The sequence below is a fragment of the Nocardioides allogilvus genome (assembly GCF_003047285.1).
Lineage (GTDB): Bacteria > Actinomycetota > Actinomycetes > Propionibacteriales > Nocardioidaceae > Nocardioides > Nocardioides allogilvus.
In genome coordinates this window covers 34921-47778 of sequence record NZ_PZYX01000011.1, presented here as the reverse complement: position 1 = coordinate 47778, position 12858 = coordinate 34921, and the positions used below count along the sequence as shown (strand labels likewise).

Sequence of the window (12858 nt, the reverse complement as noted above, 5' to 3'; positions counted from 1 at the left end):
CCGTCCCGCATAGTGGGCGATCGCTATCGTGGACCCATGCCTGCGCGCCAACCGCGTCGGTCGCACCGCACCCTTGAGAAACCCTGAATAACCCTGACAGGAGCACCGCTGTGGCTGGACGCCTCTTCACCTCGGAGTCTGTGACCGAGGGTCACCCGGACAAGATCGCTGACCAGATCAGCGACACCGTCCTGGACTACCTGATGGAGAACGACGCCGACAAGGAAAACCTGCGCGTCGCGGTCGAGACCCTCCTGACCACCGGCCTCGTCGTCGTGGCGGGCGAGGTGCGCACCAACGCCTACGCCCCGGTCGCCGACCTGGTCCGCAAGAAGATCCTCGAGATCGGCTACGACTCCTCCGACAAGGGCTTCGACGGCACCACCTGTGGCGTCCAGGTCGCCATCGGCGCCCAGTCGGCCGACATCGCCGCCGGCGTCGACCAGGGCCACGAGGCGCGCGTCGGCTCGTCCGAGGACGACCTCGACAAGCGCGGTGCCGGCGACCAGGGCCTGATGTTCGGCTACGCCTGCGACGACACCCCCGAGCTGATGCCGCTGCCGATCATGATCGCCCAGCGCCTCGCCCAGACGCTGACCGAGGTCCGCAAGAACGGCACGCTCGCCTACCTCCGTCCCGACGGCAAGACCCAGGTGACGATCGCCTACGACGAGGACGACCGTCCCGTCCGCATCGACACCGTCGTGCTCTCGACCCAGCACGCCGAGGACGTCGAGCACGCCACCCTCGAGGCCGACATCAAGAAGCACGTGATCGACCCCGTGCTCGCGACGTTCGACATCCCCTCCGAGGGCTACCGCATGCTCGTCAACCCGACCGGCAAGTTCGTCGTCGGTGGCCCGATGGGTGACGCCGGCCTGACCGGTCGCAAGATCATCGTCGACACCTACGGCGGCATGGCTCGCCACGGTGGCGGCGCGTTCTCCGGCAAGGACCCCTCGAAGGTCGACCGCTCGGCCGCCTACGCCATGCGCTGGGTCGCCAAGAACGTCGTGGCCGCCGGGCTCGCCCGTCGCTGCGAGGCCCAGGTCGCCTACGCCATCGGCAAGGCCGCCCCCGTGGGTGTCTTCATCGAGACCTTCGGCACCGGCATCGTCCCCGACGAGGCCATCCAGCAGGCCGTCCTCGAGGTCTTCGACCTGCGACCCGCCGCGATCATCCGCGACCTCGACCTGCTCCGCCCGATCTACGCCAAGACCGCGGCGTACGGACACTTCGGTCGCGAGCTGCCCGAGTTCACGTGGGAGACCACCGACCGCGCCGAGAAGCTCAAGGCTGCCGCCGGCGCCTGAGAGGTTCTTTGATGCAGGAGTCCCCGCTTAGGCGGGGACTCCCGCACAGACAGGCCGTTGCAACGGCCAAGAGGCGCAAGAGTTGGCCAACCAGTTGGCCGCTCCGGGCATTGTCGGTGGCCGCTGATTGAATGCGCCCCATGACCAACCACGAGGCCGGGACAGCGGACATGCTGCCCGGCCTGCGTGCGTCCGTGACCGACGCGAAGGCCAAGGCCGCGGCGACGCGGGCGCGCAAGGCCGCGGAGTTCGAGCCCGCCGAGTTCGATCCCGTGGCGCGGGTGCTGGTCGACGTCCCGCTCGCCCACCTCGACCGTCCGTTCGACTATGCCGTGCCCGCCAAGGACGCAGCCACGGCCGTGCCCGGAGCACGGGTCAAGGTGCGCTTCGCCGGTCAGGACGTGGACGGGTTCGTGCTCGAGCGCGCGGCCACCAGCGACCACCACGCTCGCCTTCAGCCCCTGCGACGCGTCGTCAGCGCGGAGCCGGTCCTGCATCCCGAGGTGGCTGCGCTGACGGCCGGCATCGCGGAGCGGTACGCCGGTGCGCGAGCCGACGTCCTGCGGCTGGCCGTGCCACCGCGTCACGCCGCCACGGAGAAGGAGCCGACGCCGCCGAGCCCGACCACGACCGCCACGCCCGACCCGCAGACGTGGCAGCACGTCGTGCACGGAGCGACGTTCCTCGCCCACCTCGGCGCGGGGGGAGTGCCCCGCGCGGTGTGGAACGCCGCTCCCGGCGAGGACTGGCCGGCGATGCTGGCGCACGCCGTCGCCGCCACGCTCGCCAGCGACCGGGGGTCGCTGATCTGCGTTCCCGACCAGCGTGACGCCGAGCGGGTCTCGTCGGCGCTCGACGCGGTCCTCGGCCCCGACCAGCACGTCGTGCTGACCGCCGAGGCAGGTCCTGCGAAGCGCTACCGGGAGTTCCTGGCGGTCTCGAGGGGCGCACGCAGGGTCGTGGTCGGGACCCGCTCGGCGGCGCTCGCGCCGGTGCACGACCTGGGCCTGGTGGTGATCTGGGACGACGGGGACGACCTGCACGCAGAGCCGCGGGCGCCGTACCCCCACGTCCGGGAGGTGCTCGCGATGCGCGCTGCCCAGCAGGGGACAGCGATGCTCGTCGCGGGGTTCGCCCGCACCTGTGAGAGCCTGCTGCTGCTCCGCAGCGGCTGGGCCCACGAGCTCGCATCCGACCGGGCCGTCGTCCGTGCGCGGGCCCGGGTCGACGTGGTGCCGGCCGAGGACCGGGCGGTCGGCTCGCGGGTGCCACGGGCGGCCTACGAGGTCATCCGTGATGGCCTGACGAGCGGGCCCGTCCTGGTGCAGACCCCGCGGGCCGGCTATGCCCCCTCGCTCGCGTGCGAGCGCTGCCGCACCCCCGCCCGCTGCGCGGCCTGTGCCGGGCCGCTCGTGCTGGCCGGGCCGACCACACCTCCGACCTGTCGGTGGTGCGGGACGGCCGACCCGGCGTGGGCGTGCCGTGAGTGCCGGCACCGCGGGCTCCGGGCTCCGGTGCGGGGTGAGGCGCGCACGGCCGAGGAGCTGGGCCGCTCCTTCGCCGGCACCACGATCCGCAGCTCGAGCAGCGACCGGGTGCTCGCCGGCGTCTCGAGCCGCCCCGACATCGTCGTCGCGACGGTGGGGGCCGAGCCGCCCGCCGACGGTGGCTACGCCGCCGTCGTCATCCTCGACACCTGGCTGACCGTGGCCCGCGAGGACCTGCGTGCCAACGAGGAGGCCCTGCGCCGCTGGCTCGGCGCTGCCGGCCTGGTCCGGCCCGGGGGACGGGTGGTCGTCGTCGGCGACCCGGCCCTGCCGGTCCTGCAGGCCCTGGTGCGCTGGGACCCCGCAGGCTTCGCCGAGCGCGAGCTGGCCGACCGGTCCCAGACCCACCTGCCGCCTGCTGCCCGGCTTGCGACGATCACGGGGGAGCCGGGTTCGCTCGACGATGCGCTGACTCTGCTCGACCTGCCGGAGGTGGCCGACCTGCTGGGACCGGTGCCGGTGGGCAACGCCAAGGGCGAGCAGCGCGCCGTGATCCGGGTGCCGCTCGCCTCCGGACCCGCGTTGACGGCTGCGCTGGGGGAGCTCCAGCGCGTGCGCAGCGCCCGCAAGCTCGACGCCGTCCGGATCCAGGTCGACCCGCTGGTGATCTGAGCGCGCGTGATCGAGTGGGCCGCTGATGCGCGAGCGATGGGTGGGCGCCTCTAGCATTGGTGCCTTCCGACCGAGGAGAAGCACCACGTGGCCGTCCAGCCCATCCGATTGTTCGGCGACCCGATCCTGCGCAAGCGCGCGATCGAGGTCGACGCGTTCGACAAGGAGATCCGCACGCTCGTGCAGGACCTGACCGACACGATGCTCGCGGCTCCCGGTGCGGGCCTCGCGGCGCCGCAGATCGGTGTCGGCCTGCGTGTGTTCACCTGGAACGTCGAGGGCCAGCTCGGCCACCTCATCAACCCGGAGCTCTCGCTGAGCGACGAGACGCAGGAAGGCGCCGAGGGCTGCCTGAGCCTGCCCGAGCTCACCTACGAGTGCCTGCGCGCGCTGTCGGTCGTCGCCTCCGGCTTCGACATGTACGGCGAACCGCTCCGCATCGAGGGATCCGACCTGCTCGCCCGCGCGATCCAGCACGAGACCGACCACCTCGACGGGATCCTGTTCATCGACAAGCTCGACACGGCCGCCCGCAAGGCCGCCATGAAGGAGATCCGCGAGTCCGACTGGTTCGGCCTCGAGCGACCGACCGTCAAGGTCAGCCCGCACAGCACCCTCGGGTTCGGCCTGTGATGCGCGTCGTCTTCGCAGGCACGCCCGACGTCGCCGTACCCGCCCTGGACGCCCTGGTCGCCTCCGGCCACGAGGTCGTCGGCGTGGTCACCCGTCCCGACGCCCCGTCGGGTCGCGGCCGCAAGCTGGTCGCGAGTCCCGTGGGGCTGCGCGGCGAGGAGCTCGGCGTGCCCGTGCTCAAGCCGGTGCACCCGCGCGACCCCGAGTTCCAGGCAGCGCTCAAGGAGCTCCAGCCCGACGTCTGCCCGGTCGTGGCGTACGGCGCCCTGTTGCCGCAGTCCGCCTTGGACATCCCCGAGCACGGCTGGATCAACCTGCACTTCTCGATCCTGCCGGCCTGGCGTGGTGCCGCGCCCGTGCAGCACTCGATCTGGGCCGGTGACGACCTGACCGGCGCGACGACGTTCCGGATCGTGAAGGAGCTCGACGCGGGTCCGACGTTCGGCGTGATGACCGAGCGGATCCGCCCGACCGACACCGCCGGAGACCTGCTCGGCCGACTGGCCGAGGGCGGCGCCGAGCTGCTCGTCCGCACCCTCGACGGCATCGCCGACGGGTCGCTCGAGGCCCGCGACCAGCCCGCCGAGGGCGTCACCTTCGCGCCGAAGATCCTGGTCGAGCACGCCGAGATCGACTGGACCGACACCGCCGAGCGCATCGACCGCCAGGTCCGCGCCTGCACGCCCGGCCCCGGTGCCTGGAGCACGTGGGAGGGCGAGCGCTTCAAGATCGGCGCCGTCAGCGTCGCGTCCGACCGCGAGCGCCTCGACCCCGGTGTCCTCGACGTCACCAAGAACGCCGTCTTCGTCGGCACCGCCACGCATCCCGTCGAGCTGGGCGAGGTCAAGGCCTTCGGCAAGAAGCAGATGCGGGCCGCCGACTGGGCGCGCGGCGTCACGGTGCCGCCGGGAGCACGGTTGACCCCTCACCCCCTGGGGTGAACTGCGTCACGCTTCAACCACCTGCGCGTTAACCTCCCCGGACGCCCACGATCTCGGAGGTCTCAGGTGGCAACGCTCGAAATCCTGGACAGGCGCCACACCGTGGCATCCCATTCCTACAACCGCTGGCTCATCCCGCCGGCCGCTCTCGCCGTGCACCTGTGCATCGGCCAGGCCTACGCCACCAGCGTCTACAAGAACTCGCTGATCGAGCACTTCGATGCCTCGCAGACCGCGATCGGCATCGTCCTCTCGATCGCGATCGTGATGCTCGGCCTGAGCGCCGCGCTCTTCGGCACCTGGGTCGACCGGGTGGGTCCGCGGATGGCGATGTTCACCGCCGCCTGCTGCTGGGCCACCGGCTTCCTGGTGGGCGCCGCCGGCATCGCCACCTCGCAGCTGTGGCTGCTCTACCTCGGATACGGCGTGATCGGCGGCATCGGCCTGGGCATCGGCTACATCTCGCCCGTCTCCACGCTGATCAAGTGGTTCCCCGACCGTCCCGGGCTGGCCACGGGGATGGCGATCATGGGCTTCGGCGGCGGCGCGATGGTCGCATCTCCGGCCTCGCGCCAGCTGCTCTCGTTCTACGACCCGTCCTATGACGCGGCCGACCCTGCCTCGCTGGCCGGCGGGCACGCGCTCACCCTGCTCTTCGTGACGCTGGGCCTGGCCTACTTCGCCATCATGATGATCGGCGTCGCCAACATCCGGGTGCCGGCACCGGGCTGGAAGCCGGCCGGGTTCGACCCGTCGACGGTGAAGACGAAGGCGCTCGTCACCACCGAGGACGTCTCGGCCGCCAACGCGATCCGCACACCGCAGTTCTGGCTGCTGTGGACCGTGCTGTTCTGCAACGTGACCGCCGGCATCGGCATCCTCGAGCAGGCCAGCCCGATGATCCAGGACTTCTTCCGCGACGGCGAGACCTCCAGCGTCAGCGTCGCCGCGGCCGGCGGGTTCGTCGGCGTGCTGTCGCTGTTCAACATGGCAGGTCGCTTCGTGTGGTCCAGCACCTCCGACGTGATCGGTCGCAAGCCCATCTACATGCTCTACCTCGGCCTCGGCATCGTGCTCTACGTCCTGCTCGCCCTCACCGGCTCGTCCTCGACGGCCGTGTTCGTGCTCCTGGCGGCGATGATCATCTCCTTCTACGGCGGCGGGTTCTCCACGGTGCCGGCCTACCTCCGCGACCTGTTCGGGGTCTTCCAGGTCGGTGCCATCCACGGCCGGCTCCTCACCGCCTGGTCGGCCGCCGGCGTGGCCGGGCCGCTCATCATCAACCGGTTCCTCGACAGTGCCGGCGGCGCCGGGACACTCGACGCCGACGCCTACCGGCCCGCGTTGTTCACGATGGTCGGCGTGCTGACGGTCGGCTTCGTCGCCAACCTGCTGGTCCGCCCGGTGGCGGCGAAGTTCCACGAGGACATGACGCGCCACGCTCCCGCCCGGGAGGCCGACGAGGCCGCGAGCGAGGCCGCCGATGCGACGTTGTCGACCGACGCCAGCACGGTCCGCCTGGTGCTGGCCTGGTCCGTGGTCGGCATCTTGTTGGCGTACGGCGTCTTCCAGACCCTCACCACAGCGCTGAAGCTGGTTGCGTGAACTTGCGTCGAGCCCGGCCCCACCGCGTACGGTCGGTGCCCATGACCTCCCCGCTGTCACGTGTCCGACCCCGTCGCGCTGCTGCTGCCCTGGCCGGCGCCGTGCTCGCCTCCCTGCTCAGCCCCGTGCTGACGGGTGCGCCCGCCCAGGCCGACCACGCCGGTGCCGAGCCGGGCCCGATCAACGCCGCCAGCACCTTCGGCTGGTGGAACCGCGGCATCGTGTGGCGCGAGGAGTTCGAGGCGCCGTACACCGGTCAGATGGGCCCGCAGTGGGTCGCCGACGGCCCCGGCCAGGTGTGGCACCAGAACGGCATGCTGACGCTCAACGCCACCAGCAAGGGCACCGTCCGCGCGACGCTGGCCGGCGCCGGCGCGGAGGTGGGTCGCTGGGAGACGCGGCTGCGGAGCCGGCAGTACGGCCGTGGCGACGCCCGCTACCGCGTGCTCGCCGAGCTCGTCCCGGCCGGGGGCGCCGAGGAGAACTGCGGCGGCCGCAACATCGCGCTCACGAGCTACACCCCCCACGGCAAGGCGGCCCACGTCTACGCCCGCACCCTGCCCAACGTCGCCTACAAGGGCAGCCACCCCATGGACCTCGGCCGCGACCGGTGGCACACCTACGCCGTCGAGGTGACGCGCGAGCGGATCTCCTGGTTCATCGACGCGCACGTGGTCTTCACCGAGCGACGTGACGACCTGCTCTCCGGTGTCCCGCTGACGGTGCGGTTCACGATGCAGGCCAAGGGCGAGCGCACCATGAACATCAGCCGCATGCAGATGGACTGGGTGCGGCACTGGAGCCTCGAGGCCCCCAACCTGCAGCCCGTCGACGCGCCGCCCACCCGCCCAGGCGTCTACAACAAGGCCTGCTGAAGCCGCCGCCGAGCCGGGTCTAGGCTCGCGTCTCGTGACCAGGCCCGCCCGACCCGACGACGTGGACGCGATCTGTGCCGCGCTGCCGGGCACGGAGCTCGGCACCACGTGGGGTGACGTGCCCACGTGGAAGGTCCCGCGCGGTGAGAAGGGCCGGGGGTTCGTGCTCTACCGCCACCCCCACAAGAGCGCCGTCGATCCATCCACAGGGGAGCTGTACGACGACCTGCTGGTCATCCGTACGGCCGGCCCGGCCGACAAGGCGGCCCTCGTGGAGGACGGCTCGACGCCGTTCTTCACCATCGACCACTTCCGCAACACCTCAGCGGTGCTCGTCCAGCAGTCGCGCCTCGGGGAGCTGACCCTCGACGAGCTCACCGAGGTGATCCACGAGGCGTGGCTGGCGGTCGCACCCCGACGACTGGTCAAGGAGTTCCTCGCCGATGGCTAAGGACAACCGGGTTGATCCCTCACGACTCGCCGCCTACGACGTGCTCAAGGCCGTGCGACTCGACGACGCCTACGCCAACCTCGCGCTCCCGCAGGTGCTGGCCGAGCACAAGCTGGTCGGGCGTGACGCCGCCTTCACGACCGAGCTGGTGTCCGGCACGATCCGCTGGCAGGGGACCTACGACGCGATCATCGACGCCTGCCTGACCAAGCCGAAGCTCGAGGCCAAGGTGCGCGACGCGTTGCGTCTCGGGGTGCACCAGCTCCTCTCGATGCGCGTGCCGGACCATGCCGCGATCAGCACCAGCGTCGACCTGGTCCGCGCCCGGATCGGCGTCGGGCCGGCCGGCTTCACCAATGCGGTGCTCCGCAAGGTGAGCGCCCACGACCTCGAGGCCTGGATCCAGCAGGTGGCGCCCGACCCTGCACGGGACCCGGTCGGCTTTGCCTCCATCGCACACTCCCACCCGCGCTGGGTCGTCGAGGCGCTGGGCGAGGCGCTGGGCTCGGCCGACGAGCTGCCCGCCCTGCTGGCGGCCGACAACGCCGCCCCGAAGGTGATGCTCGTGGCCCGTCCGGGTCTCTCGACCGTCGACGAGCTGGTCGCGGCTGGCGGGGTGCGCGGCACCTTGTCGCCGTACGCCGTCGAGCTGGCCGGCGGCGACCCGTCGGCCGTCCCCGCGGTGGCCGAGGGTCGCGCGGGCGTGCAGGACGAGGGCTCCCAGCTGGTGGCGCTGGCACTGGCCGATGCCGGGCTCGAGGGACGCGACGAGCGCTGGCTGGACGTGTGCTCCGGGCCGGGTGGCAAGGCCGCCCTGCTCGCCGCGCTCGCCGGACAACGCGGGGCCCGCGTGCTCGCCAACGAGCTCCAGCAGCACCGCGCACGCCTGGTCGCCCGGGGCACCCGCGCGGCGTCGGTCGGGCTGAGCGGCGTCGTCACCGGTGACGGCACCCGCCCGCCGTGGCGCGCGGACACCTTCGACCGGGTGCTGGTGGACGCTCCGTGCTCCGGGCTGGGCGCGCTGCGCCGGAGGCCGGAGTCGCGATGGCGCCGTACCCCCCAGGACCTGGACGTGCTCGTGCCCCTGCAGCGAGCGCTGCTGGCGAACGCGATCGCCTCCGCACGCCCGGGCGGCGTGGTCGTCTACGCGACCTGCTCGCCGGTGCTCGCCGAGACGACAGGTGTGGTGCAAGCCGTCCTGACCGGGCGCAGCGACGCGCAGCTCGAGAGCACGCGGCAGCTGTGGCCGCACCGCGACGGCACCGATGCGATGTTCATCGCCACCATCCGCCGCCTCTGAACCCGCCTCTGAGTGTTCTCCGTACCTACATTGAGGGGTCACCTGTTCCCTCCCGGGCGATTCGTGTGGATGATGGGCTGCGGGGGACCGATCGAGGTGATCGGCACATAGGGGATCGAGTCAATCGGTGCAACATCGTCGACGAGTCGCAGTCATCGCTGCGGCCCTGCTCTCAGCACTGGCCGTCACGCCTGCACACGCAGACGACTCCGCCGTCCAGACCCTGACGGGACCAGGCTCACCGCTCGACGGGATGCACCTCACCTACGTCGGCTGCGACGCCATCGGTGGCCCGGCCACCGCGCCTTCGACGCGGATCAACCGCGGCCCCGACGCGGCGCCGCTCGGGCGCCGCAGCTTCGGTCTCGTGCCGGCGGGACCCGGCACCGCTGCCGGTCCGACGATCTCGTTCCTCTCGATGGCGGCCCTCGGCGCGGCCGTCGACGTCCGCTCCGAGAGCGGCACCACGGGCGCCTCCTACATCTGGGTCACGTCCCTCGACGCGCCGGCCGGGCACGCCTGGCGTGGCCGGGCCCCGCTGGCGGTCCCGCCCGCGACCTGGCAGCACGTCGACACCGCGAGCCTGACCCACGAGTGGCACCTGGTCGACCTCACGACAGGCATGGCCACGGCCGTGGAGAGCGCCACGCCCGCCGAGTTCGTGGCACGGCACGGCGACGGCGCCGGCTATGTCGTGACCGGCTTCGGCTGCGACGGCAACAGCTTCAACGTCGACGCGATCCGCGGCAACGGCCGCGTGTGGGACTTCGAGGGGCTCACGCTCGCGACCTCGATCACCACGTCCGCGCCGGGACTGGCGGCCGGGGAGCAGCTCACCGTGGCCGGCTCGGTGACCGACGGCAGCGGCCGGGTCACCGGTGACCCGCTGGTCCTCCAGGCGCGCGCGCCCGGGGCAGCCGAGTGGACCGACGTGTCGCCACTGACCTACATGGGCCCCGACGGCTCGTCGCGCGCCACCGTCACCGTGACCGAGACGCAGGAGCTCCGCTGGCTGCGTCCCGAGAGCGAGTACGCCGACGCGGGCACCAGCGACGTCGTGCTGGTGACCGTCACGCCTGCTCCGAGCGAGCCGCCGTCGCAGGCACCCACCCCCGCCCCCGAGCAGAGCCCGACGGCCGCCACCGCTGGCTAGGGTTCGGTCATGGCGACCTCACCCAGCACCGAGATCGAGGTTGACGACCGCGTAGTCCGGGTGAGCAACCCCGACCGCGTCTACTTCCCGGAGTCCGGCGCCACCAAGCTCGACCTGGTGGACTACTACCTCGCCGTCGGCGACGGGATCGTCAACGCGCTGCGCGACCGGCCCTGCATGCTGCACCGGTTCCCGAAGGGGCTCGCCGGCGACAAGGTGCACCAGAAGCGGATCCCCGCCGGCGCGCCGCCGTGGGTGGAGACCGTCCGCCTGCACTTCCCGCGCTGGAACCGCACCGCCGACGAGCTCTGCGTCACCGAGCTGGCCAGCGTCATCTGGGCGGTGCAGATGTCGACGGTCGAGTTCCACCCCTGGAACAGCCGCCGCGCCGACACCGAGTCGCCGGACGAGTGGCGCATCGACCTCGACCCGGGACCCGAGTGCGACTGGGAGACCGTCCAGCGGGTCGCGCACATCTCCCACGAGGTCCTCGACGACCTCGGTGCCGTCGGCTTCCCGAAGACCAGCGGCGGCTCCGGGCTGCACGTCTACGTCCGGATCAAGCCCGACCACGGCTTCCAGGACGTACGCCGCGGCGCCCTCGCCTTCGCCCGCGAGGTCGAGCGCCGCGCCGGCGGGGAGGTGACCACCGCCTGGTGGCGCAAGGACCGCTCGCCCGACCAGCTGTTCGTGGACTACAACCAGAACGCCCGCGACCACACGATCGCCGCCGCCTACTCCGTCCGTGGCGTCGCCAACGCCCGCGTCTCCGCGCCGGTGCGGTGGGACGAGATCGACGCCTGCGAGCCCGACGACTTCACGATCTTCACCATGCCCGCCCGCTTCGCCGAGATCGGCGACCTGCACGGCGGGATCGACAACGAGGTCTTCGACATCGCACCGCTGCTGGAGTGGGCCGAGCGGGACGAGGCCGCGGGTGCCGAGCCGCCCGCCGACCCCGAAACCGCCGGCCCCTAGGCTGACGCCCGTGGGAATCCAGATCACGCCGTCCATCCTCAACGCCGACTTCGCCAAGCTGGGGGAGGAGATCGGCAGGATCGGCAGTGCCGACTGGGTGCACGTCGACATCATGGACAACCACTTCGTGCCCAACCTGACCTTCGGGCCGTCGATGATCGAGGCGCTCAGCAGGTCCACCGACATCCCGCTCGACGCGCACCTGATGATCGAGGACTGCGACACCCAGGCGCCGCTCTACGCCGAGGCCGGGGCCAGCAGTGTCACCTTCCACGTCGAGTCGACGAAGGCCCCGATCCGGCTGGCCCGCGAGCTCCGCAACCAGGGCGCACGCGCGAGCATGGCCCTCAAGCCCGCCACGCCGATCGAGCCCTACGAAGCCCTGCTGCCCGAGCTCGACATGGTGCTGATCATGACCGTGGAGCCCGGTTTCGGCGGCCAGAAGTTCCTCGACCTGTGCCTGCCCAAGATCCGTACGGCGCGGGCGCTGATGCGCAAGCACGGCGTCGAGACCTGGCTCCAGGTCGACGGCGGCGTCAGCCTGGAGACGATCGAGCGCTGTGCTGAGGCAGGCGCCGACGTGTTCGTGGCGGGCAGCGCCGTCTACTCCGCCGCCGACCCCGACGCGATGGTGCGCGAGCTGAAGGCGAAGGCCGAGGCCGCGCTGACGTGAGCAAACGGGCCACGGTCGACGACATCCACGCCACAGCGCTGGGGATGCCGCACGTCACCGTCGCCAAGCCGGGCCCACGGCCCGTCTACCAAGTGGGCTCCAAGTCGTTCGTGTTCTTCCGGACCCCGCGGCCCGACGCATTCGACCCGGCGACGGGGGAGCGCTACGGCGACGTGATCGTCTTCTGGGTCGGGTCCGAGGGGGACAAGCTCGCCCTCGTGCAGGACGAGACGACGCCCTTCTTCACGACCCCGCACTTCGACGGCCACCCGTCCGTCCTGCTCCGGGCCTCCCGGGTCGGCGAGGTGTCCCGCGACGAGATCGTCGAGCTCGTCCAGGACGCGTGGCTGGCCCAGGCTTCCGCCCGGCGTGGGCAGACCTGGCTGCGCGAGCACGACCTGGACAGCTCGTAACGCATGCAGTTGGCCTCGGCCAGCGCCGGGTCCACGCTCACCTCGGTGGTGGCGCCGGCGAACTGCCTTCAGTTGGCAGATCAGCCGGGGTTCTCACCCCCGGTCACCGGCGTCGCCGACGTCACACCCGGACACCCGCGCGGGAATGTCGGGCGTTGTGGCAGAGTTCGACCCAGCAAGAGCGTGCTCTGGGGGCGGTGAAAATCCGCACCGGCGGTGAAAGTCCGCGACCCGGCCACAGCCAGTGGCCGGTTGACCAGGTGCAATTCCTGGACCGACGGTCAAAGTCCGGATGAGAAGATCACGCAGCGTGGACGTCGTCACGACGCTCGCGCCCGCACCCCGGAGTCCATTTTTCGGACAT

The 12858-nt window shown here is 71.6% G+C and carries 12 protein-coding genes and 1 riboswitch; all 12 genes read left to right on the top strand.

The features are described 5' to 3' along the window. Positions 1–110: 110 nt before the first annotated feature. The 12 genes from metK to C9J87_RS15260 all read left to right on the top strand — a co-directional run bounded on the left by metK (position 111) and on the right by C9J87_RS15260 (position 12494). Entirely contained in the window at positions 111–1313 is a 1203-nt protein-coding gene (metK, locus tag C9J87_RS15315) for a methionine adenosyltransferase (protein ID WP_107705960.1), read from the top strand. Between the two features lie 140 nt (positions 1314–1453). Further along, positions 1454–3472: a primosomal protein N' gene (locus C9J87_RS15310; protein WP_157953225.1), complete on the top strand. Its 2019-nt coding sequence runs from the start codon at positions 1454–1456 to the stop codon at positions 3470–3472. An 87-nt stretch (positions 3473–3559) separates the two neighbouring features. Continuing rightward, on the top strand, positions 3560–4105 hold the full coding sequence (gene def, locus C9J87_RS15305) for a peptide deformylase (RefSeq protein ID WP_036490758.1): 546 nt from the start codon (positions 3560–3562) through the stop codon (positions 4103–4105). Beyond that, complete coding sequence (gene fmt, locus C9J87_RS15300) at positions 4105–5046, top strand: methionyl-tRNA formyltransferase (protein WP_107705959.1); 942 nt, start codon at positions 4105–4107, stop codon at positions 5044–5046. Before def ends, fmt begins: the two co-directional genes overlap by 1 nt. A gap of 102 nt (positions 5047–5148) precedes the next feature. Continuing rightward, positions 5149–6651, top strand: coding sequence for an OFA family MFS transporter (locus C9J87_RS15295; RefSeq protein ID WP_232820075.1), 1503 nt, complete (start codon positions 5149–5151; stop codon positions 6649–6651). A 41-nt stretch (positions 6652–6692) separates the two neighbouring features. Then, complete coding sequence (locus tag C9J87_RS15290; RefSeq protein WP_107705957.1) at positions 6693–7526, top strand: LamG domain-containing protein; 834 nt, start codon at positions 6693–6695, stop codon at positions 7524–7526. A 34-nt stretch (positions 7527–7560) separates the two neighbouring features. Continuing rightward, the gene (locus tag C9J87_RS15285) at positions 7561–7977 is read left to right on the top strand and encodes an MmcQ/YjbR family DNA-binding protein (RefSeq protein ID WP_036490754.1); all 417 of its coding nucleotides are present in this window, start codon (positions 7561–7563) and stop codon (positions 7975–7977) included. Continuing rightward, on the top strand, positions 7970–9277 hold the full coding sequence (locus C9J87_RS15280) for an RsmB/NOP family class I SAM-dependent RNA methyltransferase (RefSeq protein WP_010833173.1): 1308 nt from the start codon (positions 7970–7972) through the stop codon (positions 9275–9277). Before C9J87_RS15285 ends, C9J87_RS15280 begins: the two co-directional genes overlap by 8 nt. Positions 9278–9404: 127 nt before the next feature. Further along, positions 9405–10430 carry a hypothetical protein gene (locus C9J87_RS15275; protein WP_010833172.1) on the top strand — a complete coding sequence of 342 codons (1026 nt, stop codon included), beginning with the start codon at positions 9405–9407 and terminating at the stop codon, positions 10428–10430. Between the two features lie 9 nt (positions 10431–10439). Further along, the gene (ligD, locus tag C9J87_RS15270; protein ID WP_010833171.1) at positions 10440–11408 is read left to right on the top strand and encodes a non-homologous end-joining DNA ligase; all 969 of its coding nucleotides are present in this window, start codon (positions 10440–10442) and stop codon (positions 11406–11408) included. A gap of 10 nt (positions 11409–11418) precedes the next feature. Further along, positions 11419–12081: a ribulose-phosphate 3-epimerase gene (gene rpe / locus C9J87_RS15265; protein WP_010833170.1), complete on the top strand. Its 663-nt coding sequence runs from the start codon at positions 11419–11421 to the stop codon at positions 12079–12081. Next, positions 12078–12494, top strand: a complete 417-nt coding sequence (locus tag C9J87_RS15260; RefSeq protein ID WP_232820074.1) for an MmcQ/YjbR family DNA-binding protein — start codon at positions 12078–12080, stop codon at positions 12492–12494. The genes rpe and C9J87_RS15260 overlap by 4 nt, the downstream gene beginning before the upstream one ends. 179 nt (positions 12495–12673) lie before the next feature. Beyond that, a riboswitch (FMN riboswitch) is annotated at positions 12674–12803 on the top strand. The last annotated feature ends 55 nt before the right edge of the window (positions 12804–12858 follow it).